This is a genomic window from Paracoccus mutanolyticus (genome assembly GCF_003285265.1).
In the GTDB taxonomy this organism is placed as follows: Bacteria; Pseudomonadota; Alphaproteobacteria; order Rhodobacterales; family Rhodobacteraceae; genus Paracoccus; species Paracoccus yeei.
Genome location: NZ_CP030239.1, coordinates 719,317 through 737,812 on the forward strand (window position 1 = coordinate 719,317; position 18,496 = coordinate 737,812).

Genomic DNA, 18,496 nt, shown 5'->3' on the forward strand with positions numbered 1-18,496 from the left:
AAAAGGGGGCCGCGGCCCCCGTTTCCTCAGACCATGCCCAGCGCGGCCTTGTACATCTCGAGGATCGCTTCCTCCTCGGCGATGTCGTCCTTGTCGCGCTTGCGCAGCGCGATCACCTTGCGCATGACCTTGGTGTCATAGCCGCGCGCCTTGGCCTCGGCCATCAGCTCCTTCTGGCGCTCGGCCACGTCCTTCTTTTCGGCCTCGAGCTGCTCGAACTGCTCGATGAACTGGCGCAGCTCGCCCGCCGCAATGCCATAAGCGTTGTCGTCCTGCATCGTCCGCTCCTTCTTTGCGGCGGGGTGTAGGCGGTCTTGCGGGCGGGTGCATCGCCGCTAGGCGGTCCGCGACGGATGGAGGCGCGCATGACGATCTGGGACGGGCTGATCTGGGGCGGAACGGCGCTGACGCTGGCGGGGCTGGCGGCGCTGGTCTGGTGCATCGTGATGGCGGCGCGCGCCAAGGCGCGGGCCCTGCCCGAAGACCGGATGCGCGCGGTCATGCGCCGGGTCGTGGCGGTCAACATGGCGGCGCTGGGGGCATCGGTCTTTGGCCTGATGTTCGTCGTCCTTGGCATCATGCTGGGGCGCTAAAGGATGCGCGCCCTGATCCAGCGCGTGACCGAGGCGCGCGTCACCATCGCGGGCGAAACCGTGGGGGCCATCGGTCCGGGCCTGATGGTGCTGGTCTGCGCCATGCAGGGCGATCCCGACGACGCGCCCGAGAAGCTTGCCGCCCGCGTGGCCAAGCTGCGCATCTTCCGCGACGAGGCCGGCAAGATGAACCGCTCGGTCCAGGACATCGGCGGCGCGGCGCTGGTGGTCAGCCAGTTCACCCTGGCCGCCGACACCCGCACCGGCAACCGCCCCGGCTTTTCCACCGCCGAAGGCCCGGCCCGGGGCGAGACGCTGTACCTGCGCTTTGCGGATGCGCTGCGCGACCTGGGCCTGACCGTCGAAACCGGCCGTTTTGGCGCGGACATGCAGGTCGCCCTGGTCAACGACGGGCCGGTGACGATCTGGATGGATTCGACCGACCGGGCCTGAGGCGGGTTGACTTTCGCGTCACGCTGCCTCATATCCGCCGGGTAGCCAACCGCTGCCGCGTGAGCAGCCGACGCACCTTGCGTCCAGGTTCGGCTCGATCTTCCGTTTCCCATTCACGCGGGGAGGCAGGCGGGTTCCGTAATGGCCCGCCCCCTCGTAACCCGCCGCGCCATGGCGCGTGGCCCCTCGCCTGGCGCGCCGATACGGCTGGTGCCCGGGCCGAAAGATGACATGACGCAAGAAACCGCTCGCCCGGCCCGCTCGGGCAAACCGCAACCCCGTGGCGCCGACGCCCGCCCGCGTGGCCAGGGCGGCAAGCCCGCCTTCCGCGACGCCAAGCCCCCGGTCAACCATCGCCGCCACCGCGACGAGCCCGAGGAAAAGTTCATCCGCCGGGCCATCCCGGACATCGACACCCCCTTCACCCGCATGGGCATCGACGCCCGCGTGGCGGTGAACCTGCCGCCGATGGGCATCGACGCCCCCTCGCCGATCCAGGAAAAGGCCATCCCCGGCATCGTCGAGGGCCGCGACCTGCTGGGCCTTGCGCAGACCGGCACCGGCAAGACGGCGGCCTTCGGTCTGCCGATGCTGACGCGCCTGCTGAACATCGGCCGCAAGCCCGAGCCGCGGACCTGCCGCGCGCTGATCCTGGCGCCGACCCGCGAACTGGCGACCCAGATCGCCGCCAACATCGACGCCTATGCCGCCGGCACCGCCATCCGGCAGTTCCGCGTGGTCGGCGGGGCCTCGATCAACGTGCAGACCATGCGGATGGAGCGCGGCGTGGACGTGCTGATCGCGACGCCTGGCCGGCTGATCGACCTGATCGAGCGCGGCGCCGTGGACCTGTCGCAGACCAAATACCTGGTGCTGGACGAGGCCGACCAGATGCTGGACATCGGCTTCATCCACGCGCTGCGCCGCATCGCCAAGATGCTGCCGCGCGAACGCCAGACGCTGCTGTTCTCGGCCACCATGCCGAAGCTGATGGAAGAGCTGGCCGACAGCTACCTGACCGACCCCCTGAAGGTCGCGGTGAACCCGCCCGGCCAGGCCGCCGCCAAGATCGAACAGGGCGTGCATTTCGTGAACCAGGGCGACAAGGCGACGCTGCTGGCGGAATACCTCGGCAAGCATCGCGACGAACTGGCGATCGTCTTCGGCCGCACCAAGCACGGCTCGGAAAAGCTGTCGAAGCTGCTTGAGAAGTGGGGCTTCAAGGTCGCCGCGATCCACGGCAACAAGTCGCAGGGCCAGCGCGAGCGCGCGCTTGCGGGCTTCCGCGCGGGCGACACCAAGGTGCTGGTCGCGACTGACGTGGCCGCGCGGGGCATCGACATCCCCGAGGTCGCGCATGTCTACAACTACGACCTGCCGAACGTGGCCGAGAACTATGTCCACCGCATCGGCCGCACGGCGCGCGCCGGCCGCGACGGCCGCGCCATCGCCTCTGCGCCCCGGCCGAGATCGGCGAATTGCGCGCCATCGAAAAGGCGATGAAGGCCGCGATCCCCGTGGTCGGCGGCGAGGTGCCCTTCGAGGCGGCCCGGATGCGCGAACCGGCCGCCCCGTCGGCCGCGGCGCGCCCGAGGGCCAGCAGCCCGCGCGCAAGCCTCCGGCCCGCCGCCCGCGCGCGCGCCCAAGGCCGCCCAGCGGGCTGACGACAGCGTGAGCCGCCGCCCCCGCGCGGCGGCTTGCCCCCCTGCCCCCAGCGCGGCTATGTGGCGTGCATGGCCATGCTTTATTTTCATTATTCCACGATGAACGCGGGCAAAAGCACGATGCTTTTGCAGGCCTCGCACAATTATCGCGAACGCGGCATGCGCACGCTGCTGCTGACGGCTGCGCTGGACGACCGCGCCGGACCGGGCCTGATCGCCAGCCGCATCGGCATCGCCGAACCCGCCATGACCTTTGCCCCCGACACCGATCTGTTCGCCCTGGTCCGCGACCGGGGCGCGGGCTGCGCCTGCGTCCTTCTGGACGAGGCCCAGTTCCTCAGCCAGGCACAGGTCTGGCAACTCGCCCGCGTCGTCGACGACCTTGACCTGCCGGTGATGTGCTATGGCCTGCGCGTCGATTTCCGGGGCCAGCCGTTTCCCGGCTCGGCGGCGCTGCTGGCCTGGGCGGACGAGCTGCGCGAGGTGCGCACCGTCTGCCATTGCGGCCGCCGCGCCACCATGGTCATCCGCCGGGACGAACAGGGCCGGGCGCTGCGCGACGGCGCGCAGGTCCAGGTCGGCGGCAATGAAACCTATGTCTCGCTCTGCCGCCGCCATTGGCGCGAAGCGATGGGAGAAATCCGATGAACGCCAGCAACACAGCCCGCGCCTATGGCTGGGTCGCCCGCTTCTTCCACTGGACCGTCGCGGTCCTGATCCTGGCGGCCATCGCGCTGGGGCTTTACGCGGGCGGCCTGCCGCAGGGCACGCAGGACCAGATGCAGGCGATCTTCGCGACCTTCTCGGTCCACAAGACGGTGGGCGTCGCGGTGCTGATCCTTGCCCTGGGCCGCATCCTGTGGACGCTGAGCCAACCCCGTCCCCGTCCGCTGTACCCCAATCGCCGGGCCGAGACCTTCCTGGCCGAGACGGTGCACTGGGCGCTGTATCTGGGCTGGTCATCATGCCGCTGTCGGGCTGGCTGCTGCATTCGGCCGCACCCGGCGGGTTTTCCCGCATCCTGTGGCCGCTGGGACAGCGCCTGCCGCTGGTGCCCCAGGACGCGGCCCTGTCGGACCGCTTCGCCGCCTTCCACGAAACCGGCTGGTGGGTGCTTGCGGGGCTGGTCGCGCTGCATGTCGCGGGCGCGCTGAAGCACGCGCTGATCGACCGCGACGGCACCCTCGCCCGCATGGCCGGGGATCCCGAAAGCGCGCCGCAGCCGCCCCAGGCGCCGCGCCGGCCGCTGGTCCATGTCCTTGCGGCGCTGCTGGCGCTGGGGCTTTGGGCCGCGACCGCGCTGCTATCGGCCGAGGCGCCCGAGGAAACGGCCCCCGCCGCAACGACCCAGCCCGACGCGCCCACGACGGCGACGACGGCCGCGCAAGGCACCGCCTGGACCGTCGCGCAGGGCACCCTGGGCATCGAGGTCACCCAGGGCGGCAATCCCGTGCAGGGCACGTTCGGCGGCTGGACCGCCGACATCGACTATGACCCGGCGACGGGCTCGGGCCATGTCGAGGTGCTGATCGACGTCGCCTCGCTCAGCCTGGGTGCGGTCAGCGATTCCGCCAAGGGGCCGGACTTCCTGAACGCTCCCGCCCATCCGCAGGCCCGCTTCGACGCCCGGATCCTGCCGCCGCAGACCCAGGGCGGTCCGCATGTCGCCCAGGGCACGCTGACCATCGCCGGCAAGCCGGTCGAGACGACCCTGCCCTTCGAGCTGACGCTCGACGGCGACCGGGCCACTGCGCGGGGCACGCTGACCGTGGACCGCCGCGATTTCGGCGTCGGTGCTGGCTACGCGGACGAAAGCAACGTGGGCTTCGGCGTGGCGATCCGGTTCGATCTGACTGCCAGCCGCCAGCCCTAGACCGAACAACATTCAGGCTTTCCACATCGCTTGAAGACTGCTTCATGGGCGACCGCGCTTGATCACCAAGGCTGGCGATCCCGGGCGCACGACAGAACGCGGCATCCGGGAAAGAGGCGCCAAGGATCAGGCGCTGGGGCGTTCCCGAGGTGGATTGACCTCCGGGATCCACATGCTGGCCGATGCGCTTGGCAGGCCACTGCATTTCATCATCACCGCCGGTCAGATCGGCGACATCACGCAAGCTCCGGCGACATCTAGGGGCAGATCGGCAATGCCGTGCTGGCGAAGGGGCTGATCGCCTTGTTCGGCAGTCCGGAGACGGCAGGGGCGCCCTGACGGTGTGCGGCCTCCGGCCGGGGAACGGCAGGCCGGTCCAACAGGCCCTGGTTCCGTGATATCCATGTCACATCGTCGGCCCAGCCGACCACCTGGCATCTTGCCAGATCCGGCCGACGGGCAGATAGGAACCCCATGCCAGCGAATGCCAGCCGTATCAACGAACGGAGGCAATCGTTACAGAATGACCAGTCACCCCATGCGCCGTCGGATGGCCGCCACCACATCGCTGGTCGCGGGCGTTCTGCCGTTCCTGCTGCCGGTCGCGCTTTTGGCGCAGGACGCGCCCGTCACGCTGGACGAGGTCGTCATTACCGCCGCGCCAGCGACCACGACCCAGGACAGCGGCAGCTGGACCACGGAATGGATGCGTTCGGCCACCGGCCTCGTCCTCAGCCAGAAGGAAACGCCGCAGTCTACCAGCGTGATCACCGATCAGCAGATGAAGGACCGCAACATCACCACCATCTCCGAGACGATGGAGGCGGCCACGGGCATCACCGTCCAGGCCTTCGAAAGCGACCGGATCAACTACTACGCGCGCGGCTTTCCGATCGACGCCTATCAATACGACGGCGTGCCGATCCCGCGCGACGGGACCTAGCAATTCGGCGACAACAACCCCGACATGGCGCGGTTGACCATGTCGAGATCGTGCGTGGTCCCTCGGCCTGATGCAGGGCGCGGGCGAGCCGGGCGCCTCGATCAACTTCATCAGGAAACGCCCCACCGACAGTCTGCGCAACGAGGCCGCGGTATCGCTGGCCTATCCCAGGGGCGGGCGCGTCGAGGCCGATGTCTCGGGCCCACTGAACCAGGCGGGGACCATCCGGGGCCGGCTGATCGGCGTCGCGGACAGCCGCGACGGTACGCTGGACCGCTATCACAAGAAGAAATACGTCCTGTTCGGCGCGCTCGAAGCCGACCTGACCGACAGCACGATCCTCAGCACCGGGCTGACCTATCAGAAGACGAAGGCCGATGGCGTCACCTGGGGCGGGTTGCAGCCCTTCTACGCCGACGGCGGGCTGATCGACTGGGAAAAGGGCGCCAGCACCGGCACCGACTGGACCTATGTCGACACTGAGCGAACCGAATTCTTCGCATCGCTCGAGCACGTTTTCCAGAACGGCTGGACCGGACGGCTGGTCTATACCCATGTCCGGAACGACATGGATGCGACGCTGGCCTGGATCCACGGCACGCCCGACCGCGAGACAGGCGAGGGCATGAGCGGATACGGCACGCGCTATGACGGCGGCTACCGGCAGGACAACCTGAACGCCATCGTCAACGGCGATTTCCAGGCCTTTGGCCGCGACCACCAGTTCGTCATGGGCGCGATGTACTCCAAGGGCAGGGGAAAATATTACGGCTATGGCGCGGGCGAGACCTTCCCGGCCAACCGCTATCGCCTGAACGGCAAGTTTCCGGCGCCGGTCCTGTCCGAAGCGCCGACCTATGTCGACGAAAGCCGGATCACGCAATATGGGCTTTACGCCACCACGCGCCTTGCCGTGACCGACGCGCTGCATGTGCTGGCCGGCGCGCGGGTGAACTGGTGGGACGGCATGTCCGGCGACGGCACGCGAACGACGGCGTCCTACAAGTTCTCGGGCGAGGTGACGCCCTATGTCGGCTTCACCTATGACCTGAATCCGACCTATACCGCCTATGGCAGCGTCACCAGCATCTACAAGCCCCAGTTGGCGCAGGACATCGACCGGCAGTACCTGCCGCCGACCTATGGCTGGAACTATGAACTGGGCGTCAAGGCGGACCTTCTGGACGGGGCGCTGCTGGCCTCGGCGGCGATCTTCCAGACCGACCAGAAGGACGTGGCGAAATCGTCGATTACATCGACGAGGAGCCCGCAGCGTCTATGAGAGCGTCGACGGCACCAAGACGCGCGGCCTCACTCAGTGGCTGGCCATACAACGTCCAGGTGAAGTCCTTGCGCGTCTCGATCAGTTGACTACCATAAAGGACGGCAACACGTTCCTGCGATTTCTCGGCCCAAGCACAGTCTGAAGCGGCGACCGATTATCGGGTTGCGGGCGTCCTCGACGACAGGCTGACCGTCGGCGGCGCGCTGCGGTGGCAAAGCGGGACCGACAGCATGGACTTCACCTCGGATGTCGAGCAGCCGAACGTCCACCAGGGCAGCTTTGCGGTCTTTGACCTGAACGGCTCGCTTCGGATCACGCGCGGACCGCGTCGCTGACGGTCAACAACCTCTTCGACAAGTCCTATTACGCCACGACCGGGTTCTACGACACGGTCGTCTATGGCGAGGGCCGCACCGCCGAACTGGCCGTGCGCACACGGTTCTGAGGCAGAAAGGAACACGACCATGAAACGCAGACTTTCCCGCGTCGCGGGCACGATGGCCGCCCTGGGCCTGCTGGCGCTGCCCGCGCTGGCGCAGGACCACTCCGGCGCCAAGGTGCTGCCGCCCGCGGCGCTGGCCTCGGCCGCGATCCGGCAGGACATGATCCGCGGCGTCTACGAAACGGCCGAGGCGCCGGACCTGGGGGCGCTGTTCGTCGCCTCGACCCCCAGCTTCGATGCGCGCACGCCAGGCTATGTGGACCTGCTGGACGCCGCCGACCTGCGCCCGATCCGGCGGATCGAGCTGCCGCGCCGCGCCTTTGCGCTGGCCATGGACCACAAGCGCGGCCGGCTGATCGTCGGCAATACACTGGACGGCTCGCTGAGCGTGCTGGACGCCAGAAGCGGCGTGCTGCTGGAGGTCATCCAGCTGGGCAAGCCCGAAGGCGACGGCTTCGAACACACCCGCATGATCGAGATCGACAGGGAAAGCGGCCGCGTCTTCGTCTCGAGCCCCTCGGAAGCGGGGACGCTGTGGATCGTCGACACCGCAGCGGGCAATACCGTTACCCGGATCGACGATGCCGGGCTTTGGGCGGCGGGACTGGCGCATGACCCGGCCTCGGGCACGCGTCATGTCAGCGGCAGGCGGCATGAACGGATCCTGAACATCGACGGCCGGAGCGGCGCGCGGGTCGGCACGCTTCGACCGACGACATCCACCGAGCCGGGCCAGGACGCCTCGAAGCATTTCTTCATCAACCTGGCGCTGGACGCCAAGGGCGAACGGCTGTTCGCCGCCGATGCCAACAGCGGGCAGCTTTACGTCTTCGACATCGCCAGCGGCAAGGCGGTCAAGACCGTGCCCATCGGCCTGGGCGTGCTGGACGTGACCTATGTCCCGCAGTCGGACCAGATCTTCGTCACCTATCGCGGCGTCGACCGCGAGCATCCCGAGGGCAGCGGCGGCCTTGTGGTGCTGGACGGCAGCGACTATGCGCCCCAGGTCAGCATTCCCCTGCCCGTCCATCCGAACAGCCTGTCCGTGGGCGACGAAGGCAAGACGCTGTTCGTCACGGTGAAGGCGCCGATGGAGAAGGAGCATCCCGCTTATCGCGAAGGCGCCGCCGACAGCGTCCTGCGCATCGACCTGGCCGCACTGAACGCCGCGATCCGCTAGGACCGCGGCGGACAGGTGCCGCGGGGGCGGCCGCCCCTTGCCGAAACCACGGTTTGCCCGCTCTGCGGGCAGGCGCTCAGGCCTCGCCCCCGCAGCGGCCCTCACCACCATCCGGCGCGGGGAGTAGAGCGATCACTGTACTTTCTTCTTGCGAAGTAGAATGATCGCTCTACACTGGCCCCATGACCGACACGAAAACCCGAATCGCCAGTGATCTTGAGCGCAGCTTTTCCGAGCAGGGCTTTGCCGAACAGGGCGTCGAAGCCCTGCGGGCGGAGGCCGACGTCTCGTTGCGGACGCTCTACAAGCACTTCCCCAGCCGCGAGGCGATGATCGTCGGTGCCCTCGAACACCGCGACCGCACCTATTTCGACTGGCTGGCCGGCGGGCCCGAGGACGGGGTGGACCACGTCCTGCACCTGCTGGTGCGCCTGGGCGACTGGCTGGCCGAGGTCGCCAACACCGGCTGCCTGTTCCTGAACGCGCTTGCGGAATACCCCGACAGCCGGCCCATCGCGGACACGGTCCTGGACCACAAGGCCCGGCTGGCCGACGAATTCCGCCTGCGCCTGGAACGTGTCGCACCCGGTCGCGACACCCGGCACCTGGCCGAGACGCTTTTCCTTTTGCACGAAGGCATGACGCAGGCGGCACGGCTTCAGGGGCGCGACAGGGCGACCGAGGCGGCGATGCGGGCGGCACGCGCGGCGCTTTCGGCAGAGGGCATCTGCTGACCTGTTCGGAGAGCTGAATGAAGATCCGTGAAATCCACGCCTACGCCCATGACCTGCCCGATGATTCCGGCCTGGGCGTGGTGCCCGGCAAGGACATGTTCGGCGACCCTGTCGCCAGCTTCTGATCCCAGGGAGGGACAAGCATGAGATTTGAAGGCAAGGCCGCGCTGGTAACGGGCGCGGCCGGCGGGATCGGCGCGGCCATCGTCAGGCTGCTTGGCGCCGAAGGGGCGCGGGTGGCCGCAGCCGACCGCGATACCGGCGGCATCGCGGCCGAGGCGCATCTGCCCGGCGACCTTCTGGACCCCGCCTATGCCGACAGGCTGGCGCGGGCGGCGCGCGACGCCTTGGGCGGGCTCGACATCGTCGTCAACAACGCCGGGGTCATCACGCGCGGCCCCGTCACCGACAGCACCGACGCCGACTGGACCCTGTCCCTGGGCGTCAATGTCGAGGCGCCGTTCCGCATCTGCCGCGCCGCCATCCCGCTGATGGCGGAAGCGGGCGGCGGTGCCATCGTCAACGTCTCGTCCTGCTGGGGCGGCAAGGCGCCGGGGCCGAACCATGCGCTCTATTGCATGACCAAGGCCGCCATCGCATCGCTGACGCAATGCATGGGCATGGACCACGCCCATCAGGGCATCCGGGTGAACGCCGTCTGCCCGAACGAGGTCAACACCCCCATGCTGCGCACGGGCTTTGCCCGCCGCGGCTTCGACCCCGACACGGCGGTGGCCGAACTGGGCCGGACCGTGCCCATCGGCCGCATCGCCGATGCCCGAGGACATCGCCGACGTGGTGCTGTTCCTGGCCTCGGACGCCGCGCGCTACATGTGCGGCGCGCTGGTCGAGGTCAATGGCGGGAAGCCCGTGTCATGATGCGCTTTTCGGACAAGGTGGCCCTGGTCACGGGCGGCCGCTCGGGCATCGGGCGGGCCGTCGCCCGGCGGCTTCGGGACGAGGGCGCAAGGGTCTTCACCGCCCAGCGCGGCGGTGACGGCGAATTCGAGGCGATCCCCGCCGATTTCGCCGATCCCGCAAGCCCCGCCCGGGTCGTGGCCGAGGTGGCGCAGCGCGCCGGGCGGCTGGACGTGCTGGTCAACAACGCCGGGATGATGCGGAATGTCGGTCAAGCAGTTGTCGAGGACTGGACCGTGTGCTGGCGGTCAACCTGAAAAGCGTCTTCATCGTCTCGAACGCCTTCATCGGCGCGGACGCGGGGCAGCATCGTCAACATCGGCTCGATCGAGGGGCTCGGCTCCAATCCCGGCCACGCCGCCTATTGCGCCTCCAAGGCCGGGCTGCACGGGCTGACCCGCGCCGTCGCCGTCGACCACGGCCCCAGGGCATCCGCTGCAACGCGGTCGCGCCGGGCTGGTCGACACCGACCTGAATGTCGCCTTCATCGAAGGCATGCCGGATCCGGTGGCCTTTCGCCAGAACATCGGCCGCATCCACCCCGTCGCGCGCACCGGACGGCCCGAGGAGGTCGCGGCCCTGGTCGCCTTCCTGGCCGCCGACGAGGCAGGCTTCGTCACCGGGCAGGTCTATACCGTCGACGGCGGCCGCATGGCCAAGCTGAGCCTGCCGTAAACCGTCAGGACGGCGGGCGGCGGTCGCGAGCCGCCATGCCTCCTCACGGCCTCATTTCTGGGTCATCGCCTCAAACGTGGGGGAATAGCGGCTGCCCGACACCGCCTGGGCGGCGAAGGTCCGCGACAGCAGTTCAAGTTCGGCGGCCTCCAGCACAAGATCGACTGCAGCCGCGTTCTGTTCCAGGTGCGGGATGCGCTTGGCGCCCGGGATCGGGACGATATGGTCGCCCTGCGCCATCACCCAGGCCAGCGCGACCTGCGCCGCCGTGGCGCCGCGCGCCTGCACCACCTGCTGGATCACCGCGACCAGCCTGCGGTTCGCCTCGGCATGTTCGGGGTGGAAGCGCGGCACCTGATGGCGGAAGTCGCCGGGCTCCAGCGCCGCCGATGAGGCGATGGTGCCGGTCAGAAAGCCGCGCCCCAGCGGGCTGAAGGGCACGAAGCCGATGCCGAGTTCGGCGCAGGTCCGCAGCACGCCGTTCGCCTCGACCTCGCGCGTCCAGAGCGAATATTCGCTTTGCAGCGCCGCGATGGGATGCACCGCATGGGCCCGGCGCAGGCCGTCTGCGGAAACCTCGGACAGGCCGATGGCGCCGACCTTGCCCTCGGCCACCAGATCGGCCATCGCGCCCACGCTGTCCTCGATCGGCACGGCGGGATCGGCGCGGTGCAGGTAGTAAAGGTCGATGACCTCGCGCCCCAGCCGCTTCAACGAGGCTTCGGCCACCCGGCGGGCATTGGCGGGGCTGCCGTCGGTACCCGTCACCTCGCCGAAATCGTGGCGGTCCTGCCGGTAGGTGAAGCCGAACTTGGTCGCGACGACGGCCTTGCGGCCCTTCAGCGCGCGGCCCAGCAGCGCCTCGTTGCGATGCGGGCCATAGACTTCGGCGGTGTCGAAGAAGGTGATGCCCAGGTCCAGCGCCCGGTGCAGGGTGCGGACCGAGGCGGCCTCGTCCTGCGCGCCATAGGCCTGGCTGAAGCCCATGCAGCCAAGCCCGATTGCCGATACGTCGAGGGGGCCGAGTGTCCGGTGTCGCATGATCGTCTCCTTGTTCATGCAGGCATCCTAGCGGCGGGCAGGCTTGCGGATAATCCGTGCAATCCTGCGCGGCCCGTTCTATCGAACAGAACAATGGAGCGCGCGCATCTGTCCCGTCTGGTCGTCCTTCGCACCGTGGCCGAGCTTGGCAGCTTTCGCGGCGCGGCGGATCGCCTGGGCATCGCGCCCTCGGCCGTCAGCCAGGCCGTGGCCCTGCTCGAGGCGGATCTGGGCGTGCGCCTGCTGGCCCGCACCACGCGGTCCACCCGTCCGACCGACGAAGGCGCCCGTCTGCTGGAACGGGTGGGCGGCGCGCTGGACGAGATCGGGGCCGCCCTGGCCGAGACCGCCGCCCGGCCCGAGGTCCCCTCGGGGCCCCTGCGCATCACCATGCCGCACCTGGCCGCCGACGAGGTGGTGATGCGCCGCATCCCCGAGTTCGTCGCCCGATATCCGCTGATCGAACTGGACATCCGCACCTCGGACCGTTTCGAGGATATCGTCGAAAGCGGCTGCGACGCGGGCCTTCGCCTGGGCGAAAGCCTTGAGACCGACATGATCGCCGTCCGTGCCAGCGGCCCCCGCCGGGGCGTCATCGTCGGCGCGCCCGACTATTTCGCCCGCCATCCGAAGCCCCGGCATCCGCGCGACCTCAAGGACCACAACTGCATCCGCCGGCGCTTCGCCAGCGGCCGCCTCTATCGGTGGGAACTGGAAAAGGACGGCCGCGCGCTGAGCGTGAGCGTCACCGGCAACCTGATCCTGCCGCAGCAGGACCTGATCCGCCGCGCGGCGCTGCAGGGCCTGGGGCTGGCCTTCCTGTTCAAGGACGTGGTGGCCGGCGACCTGCGCGACGGCCGGCTCACGGCCGTGCTGGACGACTGGTGCCCACCCTTCGAGGGCTTCTACATCTATTATCCCTCGCGCCGTCAGATGCGGCCCGCCCTGCGGGCGTTCATCGACTTCTTCCGGTGCTGACGCCGCCGCAGCCTGCCCCCGCGTGCTTGCGCTTTGGATTGTGGAATCCGTCAGGAAAGCGTCAGGATGTTTCTGAATTTCGACCCAGCCACTGCCGCACCCTGCGGCACAGCCAGGACAGGACATGACCTTCGATCTTTCTTCTGACCGCCTGATGATGGCGTTGACCCTTGCCACCGTATTCGGCATGGGGCTTGCCGCTTTCGGCGCCTTTGTCGTTCCCGGCCTCTGGGGGCCTGCGGGGCTTTTGCTGGTCTATCTGGCGGGCGGGGTGCCGACGGGGCTGCGGGCGCTGTCGGTGCTGTGGCGGGACCGGGTGCTGGACATCGACCTGCTGATGGTGGTCGCGGCCCTGGCGGCGGCGGGCGTCGGCGCGCCGCTGGAAGGCGCGGTGCTGCTGACGCTGTTCAGCATCTCGACCACGCTGGAACATCGCGCCATGGGCCGCGCCCGCCGCGCGGTCGAGGCGTTGATGGCGCTGCGCCCCGATACGGCGCTGCGGCAGGCGCCGGACGGCAGGGTCAGCGAGGTGCCGGTGGCCGACCTGGTGCCCGGCGATGTGGTGGTGCTGCGCCCCGGCGCCCGCGTGCCGGTGGACGGGGTGATCCTGGACGGCGACGGCGCGCTGGACGAGGCGACGATCACCGGCGAATCCATGCCCGTCCACAAGGCCCCCGGCGCCAAGGTGTTCGAGGCGACGGTGAACCTGAACGCCGTGCTTCGGGTACAGGTCACGCAGGCCGTGGCCGACAGCACGGTGGCGCGGATGATCGCGCTGGTGACCGAGGCGCAGGCCGCCCGCGCGCCTTCGGAACGCTTCAGCGAATGGTTCGGGCAGCGCTATACCGTCGCGGTGCTGGCGGGATCGGGCCTGGCGCTTTGCGTCCTTCTGGCCCTGGGCTGGTCGTGGGACGACGCGCTTTACCGCGCGGCCACGCTGCTGGTCGCGGCCAGCCCCTGCGCCATTGTGATCTCGGTCCCCGCCGCGATCCTGTCGGCGCTGGCGGCGGCAGCGCGGGGCGGCGTGCTGTTCAAGGGCGGCGCCGCGCTGGAGACGCTGGCCGAGGTCCACAGCTTCGCCTTCGACAAGACCGGCACCCTGACCACCGGCAAGGCCGAGGTGACGGGGCTGATCGCCCTTGGGGACGAGGCGGCGTTCCTGGCGCTGCTGTCCGGGATCGAGGCGCAGTCCGAACATCCCATCGCCGAGGCGATCCGCCGCCACGCGGCCGAACGCGGCATCACCCCCGCGCCCGTCCATGACGTGCAGGCGATCCCCAGCGAAGGGATCACCGGCACGGATGCGGGCGGCACGGTCTGGGCCGGAAACCGCAGGCTGGCGGCCCGGATGGGGGCCCAGGTCGACGGGCCGGAATTCGCCGCGCTGCGCGACACGGCGCAGACGGTCACATGGCTTGGCCGGGGCGACCGCCTGCTGGGCGCCGTCACCGTGGCCGACCGCCCGCGCGAAAGCTCGGCCGCGGGGCTGGCGGCGCTGCGCGGCGAGGGCGTCGGCACGATCGGATCATGACCGGCGACCGGCGCGCCGTCGGGCTTCGCATCGGGGCCGAACTGGGCTTTGCGCCCGACGAGGTGATGGCCGACCTGCTGCCCCAGGACAAGGTCCGGCTGGTGGGCGAACTGGCCGGGCGCGGCAAGGTGGCCTTTGTGGGCGACGGGGTGAACGACGCCGCCGCCCTGGCGCGGGCCGATGTCGGCATCGCCATGGGCGCGGCGGGCAGCGAGGTCGCGCTGCAGGCGGCGGATGTGGCGCTGCTGTCGGACGACATGGGCCGGCTGGCGGCGGCGCACCGGCTGGCGCGCCGGACGCGGCGGGTGATCCGGCAGAACCTGATCTTCGCCATGGGCATGATGGCGCTGCTGGTCGCCTCCAGCCTGTTCCTTTCCCTGCCCCTGCCGCTGGCCGTGATCGGGCACGAAGGGGGCACGGTGCTGGTGGTGCTGAACGGGCTGCGCCTGCTGGCCGATCCGATCCGCAGCGACCGGGGCCAAAGGCAGGCGGCGCGGCGATCCGGGGCGGCGCAGCCGAAGCCCGCCCGTGCCTGAGTTGCAGCTGTCAGAAGATCCGGAACCCGCGCGCCAGCCCCGCGTCGTGAAGGGCGCCGATCGCCTCGGCCACGGGGAAGGCCGCGACAAAGACCAGGGCGTCGGCCAGGTTCGTGCGCAGGGCGTTCAGGTTCAGCATCAGCCCCGGTCCCGCCCGGAACAGCGAGGGCCGGGGCAGGATGCGCGGCACGCGGCCGGCATAGTCCTCATAGGCAGGTCCGAACATGGAGCGAAGATAGTCCTCCTCGCGCCGGGCGGTGGCGGACAGGATCGTAAAGGCGCCCAGCCCGAACAGCGCGGCCAGCAGCAGGCTGTCCAGCAGCAGGCCGAACCCCGTCGCGCCGATGGTGGAAAAGAAATACAGCGGATGGCGGCAGATCGAATAGGGTCCGGTCTGCATCACCTGCGCATTCTTGCGCCCGCCGATATAAAGGATCGCCCAGAACCGCCCCAGCACGGCCGCCACGATGCACAGGCTGCCCGCCGTGCGCATCAGCGCCTGGACCGGAACGGCCTGCCAGACGGGAACGCCCCACAGGATCGGGATCAGGGCCGCGACGAAGAAAAGGCGCAAGGTGGCGATGCGCAGCCGCTGGTTGGCGGGACGAACGGCAAGGGCCGGTTTGGACATCATGTCAGAACCTGTGGTTGCGGACCGGGGTACGCCTGCGCGGGCACAGGTGCCGGGATCTGTTCGCGCATGGTCCGTTCCGCTAGTTTCGGTGCTGCCCTGTCGCGCGCGGACCTTACGGTTGGCTGACGGGCAGGTCGGGAAAGGGCGTGACATGCGGCTGCTGGTGGTCGAGGACGAAGGCGATCTGGCATCGGCGGTGGCCGATCATCTGGCGGCGCAGGGCCATGCCGTCGATCTGGCGGGCGATCTGGCCACCGCCGCCGATGCGCTGGCGGGGGTCGATTACGATCTGCTGCTGCTGGACCTGCACCTGCCCGACGGCGACGGCATCGCCTTCCTGCGGGGGCTGCGGCGGCGCGGGGTCCGGGTGCCGGTGCTGATCGGCACCGCGCGCGACCGCATCACCGAACGGATCGAGGGGCTGGACGCCGGCGCCGACGATTACCTGGTCAAGCCCTATGACCTGGACGAGATGCTGGCCCGGATCGCCGCCATCCGCCGCCGCATCGACGGCCGGGCCGAGCCCGAGCGGCGCTTTGGCCGGCTGGCTCTGCTGCCCGAACGGCAGGCGGCGCTGCTGGACGATGCCCCCGTCCACCTGACGCGCAAGGAATGGGCGGTGATCGAACGCATCAGCCGCCGCCCCGGCATGATCGTGACCCGCGACCAGCTTGAGGAGGCGCTTTACGCCTTCGACGCCGAGGTCGAAAGCAATGCCATCGAGGCGCATGTCAGCCGCCTGCGCGCCAAGCTGGGGCGCAGCGCGGTCGAAACGGTGCGCGGCTTCGGCTATCGCATGGGGTCCGTGTGATGGCCGCGCGCCGCCCCACGCTGGCGCGCCGCCTGGCGCTGCTGGTCAGCCTGGGGCTGGGCGCGGTCTGGGTGGTGGCGCTGCTGACCATGGCGATGGTGCTGCGCCATGAACAGGACGAGCTTTACGACCAGCAGTTGAAGGTTTCGGCCGAAACGCTGCTGCCCGTTCTCAGCCACGCATGGCGGGCGGGGCTGCTGCCGCCGGACGGCGGGGGCGATCCCGCGCAGGCGGTCGACCTGGACGAGGCGCTGCTGTGGCGGCTGATCGACCGCAGCGGGCGGGTGGTGGCCAGCGCCCCGGCGGCGGCGGCTGCCATGTTCCCCGACCGGATCGCCCCGCTTCGCCATCGCCGGACGGCGACGCATATGGTCTATGCGACCGGATATGACGCGGCGGGGTTCGCGCTGGAATTCGCCGATCCGCTGGCGGAACGGGCCGAGGCATGGCGCGACAGCTATCTGGCGTTTCTGCTGCCGATGCTGGCGATCCTGCCCCTGGGCTATATGCTGGTGCGCTGGATCACCGCGCAGGCTTTGCGACCGCTCGACCGCATGCGGGCCGAGGTGGAACGGCGCGACAGCCAGATGTTGTCGCCGATGGATGCCGAGGCCCATCCGGCCGAGCTTTCGGCAGTCATCGCCACGCTGAACGGCTTCATGGCGCGGCTGGCGCAGGCGCTGGAGGGGGAACGCGCCTTCGCCTCGAACGCCGCGCATGAATTGCGCACGCCGGTGGCCATCGCGCTGGCGCAGGTGCAGCGGATGCAGCACGAGACCGCCGACGATGTGCAGCGCGACCGGCTGGCCGCCGTCGGGCGGGCGCTGGACCGGATGTCGCGCCTGGTCACGCGGCTGCTGCAACTGGCGCGGGCCGAATCCGGCATCGGCCGCGGGGCGGCGCCGGTTGATGTCGCGCGGCTGCTGCCGCATGTCCTGCGCGACGCGCATGGCGACGGATCGCGGCTGCGGGTGGTGCTGCCGGAGGGTCCGGTTCCGTCGCAGATGGACGCGGATGCGCTGGCGATCGTGGTGGGCAACCTGATCGACAACGCCCTGCAACACGCGCCCGAGGGAACGCCGGTGGATATCGTCCTGGACGATGCGGGGGTGCTGGTCGTGCGCAACGGCGGGACGCCCGTCGCGGCGGCGGATCTGGCGCGGATCGCCGATCGGTTCGCCAGCCGCCGCAGCGGCGGCTTCGGCCTGGCCCGCATATCGCCCGGCAGATCGCGCAGCAGGCGGGCGGGCGGCTGGAGCTGCACTCTCGGCGCCGGGCCGCGCGGACGGGTTCGAGGCGCGGTTGCATCTGCCCTGACCAGTAAGCCTGGCGTAAGGATCGCCTGCCACACCGCCCCCATCGCACCCCTGATGATGGAGGTTTCCCGTGCGCACCCTTCTTGTTGCCCTTGTGATGGCCGGCGCCGCGCTGCCCGCCCTTGCCGCCGACCGCTGCGACGTTCCCCAGGAAAAATGGCGTCCCGTGGACGAGTTGAAGGCCGAACTGACCGCCAAGGGCTGGCAGATCGCCAATGTCAAGACCGAGGACGGCTGCTACGAGGTCTATGGCAAGGACGACACGGGCAAGCGGGTCGAGATCTTCTTCGATCCCGCCACGTTCGAGGCGGTCGGGTCGGATGACTGACGCCGCGGATGCGGTCCCGGTGAAGGTCTGGGACCCGCTCGTGCGCCTGTATCACTGGTCCCAGGCCGCGCTGATCGCGGCGGCCTGGATCACGGCCGACGAATGGAAATGGCTGCACGAACGCATCGGCTATGCGGTCATGGCGCTTGTCGCGCTGCGCCTTCTGTGGGGGATCGTGGGGCCGCGCCACGCGCGGTTCGCCGATTTCGTGCGCGGGCCGCGCGCGGTGCTGCGCTATCTGGGCGATCTGCTCCATGGGCGCGAGCGGCGCTATCTGGGCCACAATCCGGCGGGCGGCGCGATGATCGTGGCGCTGCTGGCGGTGATCGCGGCGACGGCCCTGACCGGCTGGTTGCAGACGACCGACGCCTTTTTCGGCTCCGAGGCGATGGAGGATGTCCACGAAAGCCTGGCCACGCTGATCCTGGTCCTGGTCGGTTTCCACGTTGGCGGCGTGGCCCTGGAAAGCCTGCGCCATCACGAGAACCTGACCCGGTCGATGATCACGGGCCGCAAGCGGCCGCTGGGCGCCGGGCCGGACTGCGAATGAAGGACCGGCGG

The 18,496-nt window shown here is 69.6% G+C and carries 18 protein-coding genes and 7 pseudogenes; 22 read left to right on the forward strand and 3 right to left on the reverse strand.

Annotated elements, in window-relative coordinates:
• Positions 1-26: 26 nt before the first annotated feature.
• A complete protein-coding gene (locus DPM13_RS04020) occupies positions 27-278 on the reverse strand; it encodes a DUF2312 domain-containing protein (RefSeq protein WP_028719824.1) in 252 nt (83 codons plus the stop codon).
• An 87-nt stretch (positions 279-365) separates the two neighbouring features.
• Between DPM13_RS04020 and DPM13_RS04025 the strand changes: the two genes are divergently transcribed.
• The 16 genes and pseudogenes from DPM13_RS04025 to DPM13_RS24790 all read left to right on the forward strand — a co-directional run bounded on the left by DPM13_RS04025 (position 366) and on the right by DPM13_RS24790 (position 10,760).
• Positions 366-593 carry a hypothetical protein gene (locus DPM13_RS04025; protein WP_028719823.1) on the forward strand — a complete coding sequence of 76 codons (228 nt, stop codon included), beginning with the start codon at positions 366-368 and terminating at the stop codon, positions 591-593.
• 3 nt (positions 594-596) lie between these two features.
• Positions 597-1,046 carry a D-aminoacyl-tRNA deacylase gene (gene dtd / locus DPM13_RS04030; protein ID WP_112887501.1) on the forward strand — a complete coding sequence of 150 codons (450 nt, stop codon included), beginning with the start codon at positions 597-599 and terminating at the stop codon, positions 1,044-1,046.
• 468 nt (positions 1,047-1,514) lie between these two features.
• Positions 1,515-1,982, forward strand: a pseudogene (locus DPM13_RS26570) (DEAD/DEAH box helicase); the annotation flags it as partial.
• Positions 1,983-2,036: 54 nt separating this feature from the next.
• Entirely contained in the window at positions 2,037-2,549 is a 513-nt protein-coding gene (locus tag DPM13_RS26575; RefSeq protein ID WP_397246266.1) for a helicase-related protein, read from the forward strand.
• The gene (locus DPM13_RS26580; protein WP_397245625.1) at positions 2,546-2,710 is read left to right on the forward strand and encodes a hypothetical protein; all 165 of its coding nucleotides are present in this window, start codon (positions 2,546-2,548) and stop codon (positions 2,708-2,710) included. The genes DPM13_RS26575 and DPM13_RS26580 overlap by 4 nt, the downstream gene beginning before the upstream one ends.
• A gap of 69 nt (positions 2,711-2,779) precedes the next feature.
• Positions 2,780-3,358: a thymidine kinase gene (locus tag DPM13_RS04040; RefSeq protein WP_112887502.1), complete on the forward strand. Its 579-nt coding sequence runs from the start codon at positions 2,780-2,782 to the stop codon at positions 3,356-3,358.
• A pseudogene (locus tag DPM13_RS26585) lies at positions 3,355-3,543 on the forward strand (cytochrome b); the annotation flags it as partial. The gene DPM13_RS04040 and the pseudogene DPM13_RS26585, both read left to right, overlap by 4 nt.
• A gap of 26 nt (positions 3,544-3,569) precedes the next feature.
• The gene (locus tag DPM13_RS22135; protein ID WP_397245628.1) at positions 3,570-4,583 is read left to right on the forward strand and encodes a YceI family protein; all 1,014 of its coding nucleotides are present in this window, start codon (positions 3,570-3,572) and stop codon (positions 4,581-4,583) included.
• Positions 4,584-4,669: 86 nt separating this feature from the next.
• Positions 4,670-4,830, forward strand: a pseudogene (locus tag DPM13_RS22140) (IS5-like element ISNeu3 family transposase); the annotation flags it as partial.
• A gap of 303 nt (positions 4,831-5,133) precedes the next feature.
• Positions 5,134-5,526 (forward strand): TonB-dependent receptor plug domain-containing protein, encoded by a 393-nt coding sequence (locus DPM13_RS22145; RefSeq protein WP_223252328.1) that lies wholly within the window; start codon positions 5,134-5,136, stop codon positions 5,524-5,526.
• Between the two features lie 70 nt (positions 5,527-5,596).
• Positions 5,597-6,808: a TonB-dependent siderophore receptor gene (locus DPM13_RS04050; RefSeq protein ID WP_223252329.1), complete on the forward strand. Its 1,212-nt coding sequence runs from the start codon at positions 5,597-5,599 to the stop codon at positions 6,806-6,808.
• A 467-nt stretch (positions 6,809-7,275) separates the two neighbouring features.
• Positions 7,276-8,433 (forward strand): YncE family protein, encoded by a 1,158-nt coding sequence (locus DPM13_RS04060; protein WP_112887503.1) that lies wholly within the window; start codon positions 7,276-7,278, stop codon positions 8,431-8,433.
• Positions 8,434-8,615: 182 nt separating this feature from the next.
• Complete coding sequence (locus tag DPM13_RS04065; RefSeq protein ID WP_112887504.1) at positions 8,616-9,167, forward strand: TetR/AcrR family transcriptional regulator; 552 nt, start codon at positions 8,616-8,618, stop codon at positions 9,165-9,167.
• 143 nt (positions 9,168-9,310) lie between these two features.
• Positions 9,311-10,046 (forward strand): annotated as a pseudogene (locus tag DPM13_RS04070) (SDR family NAD(P)-dependent oxidoreductase).
• Between the two features lie 74 nt (positions 10,047-10,120).
• Positions 10,121-10,453 (forward strand): annotated as a pseudogene (locus DPM13_RS24785) (SDR family NAD(P)-dependent oxidoreductase); the annotation flags it as partial.
• 127 nt (positions 10,454-10,580) lie between these two features.
• Positions 10,581-10,760, forward strand: coding sequence for an SDR family oxidoreductase (locus DPM13_RS24790; RefSeq protein ID WP_262983247.1), 180 nt, complete (start codon positions 10,581-10,583; stop codon positions 10,758-10,760).
• A gap of 51 nt (positions 10,761-10,811) precedes the next feature.
• On the opposite strand, the gene DPM13_RS04080 is transcribed toward DPM13_RS24790, so the two are convergent.
• Complete coding sequence (locus DPM13_RS04080) at positions 10,812-11,801, reverse strand: aldo/keto reductase (RefSeq protein WP_112888689.1); 990 nt, start codon at positions 11,799-11,801, stop codon at positions 10,812-10,814.
• A 93-nt stretch (positions 11,802-11,894) separates the two neighbouring features.
• Here DPM13_RS04080 and DPM13_RS04085 point away from each other — a divergent pair, with 93 nt between their 5' ends.
• Both DPM13_RS04085 and DPM13_RS04090 read left to right on the forward strand, forming a co-directional pair.
• Complete coding sequence (locus DPM13_RS04085; RefSeq protein WP_112887505.1) at positions 11,895-12,779, forward strand: LysR family transcriptional regulator; 885 nt, start codon at positions 11,895-11,897, stop codon at positions 12,777-12,779.
• A gap of 124 nt (positions 12,780-12,903) precedes the next feature.
• Positions 12,904-14,846 (forward strand): annotated as a pseudogene (locus tag DPM13_RS04090) (heavy metal translocating P-type ATPase).
• A gap of 10 nt (positions 14,847-14,856) precedes the next feature.
• On the opposite strand, the gene DPM13_RS04095 reads toward DPM13_RS04090, so the two are convergent.
• Positions 14,857-15,477 (reverse strand): methyltransferase family protein, encoded by a 621-nt coding sequence (locus DPM13_RS04095; RefSeq protein ID WP_036762825.1) that lies wholly within the window; start codon positions 15,475-15,477, stop codon positions 14,857-14,859.
• Between the two features lie 154 nt (positions 15,478-15,631).
• On the opposite strand from DPM13_RS04095, the gene DPM13_RS04100 reads away from it, so the two are divergent.
• The 4 genes and pseudogenes from DPM13_RS04100 (at position 15,632) to DPM13_RS04115 (ending at position 18,485) form a co-directional block, all read left to right on the forward strand.
• A complete protein-coding gene (locus tag DPM13_RS04100) occupies positions 15,632-16,291 on the forward strand; it encodes a response regulator (protein WP_099647966.1) in 660 nt (219 codons plus the stop codon).
• 659 nt (positions 16,292-16,950) lie between these two features.
• Positions 16,951-17,439, forward strand: a pseudogene (locus DPM13_RS26590) (sensor histidine kinase); the annotation flags it as partial.
• 265 nt (positions 17,440-17,704) lie between these two features.
• A complete protein-coding gene (locus DPM13_RS20465; protein ID WP_262983248.1) occupies positions 17,705-17,935 on the forward strand; it encodes a PepSY domain-containing protein in 231 nt (76 codons plus the stop codon).
• The gene (locus DPM13_RS04115) at positions 17,928-18,485 is read left to right on the forward strand and encodes a cytochrome b/b6 domain-containing protein (protein WP_112887507.1); all 558 of its coding nucleotides are present in this window, start codon (positions 17,928-17,930) and stop codon (positions 18,483-18,485) included. Before DPM13_RS20465 ends, DPM13_RS04115 begins: the two co-directional genes overlap by 8 nt.
• Positions 18,486-18,496 lie beyond the last annotated feature (11 nt).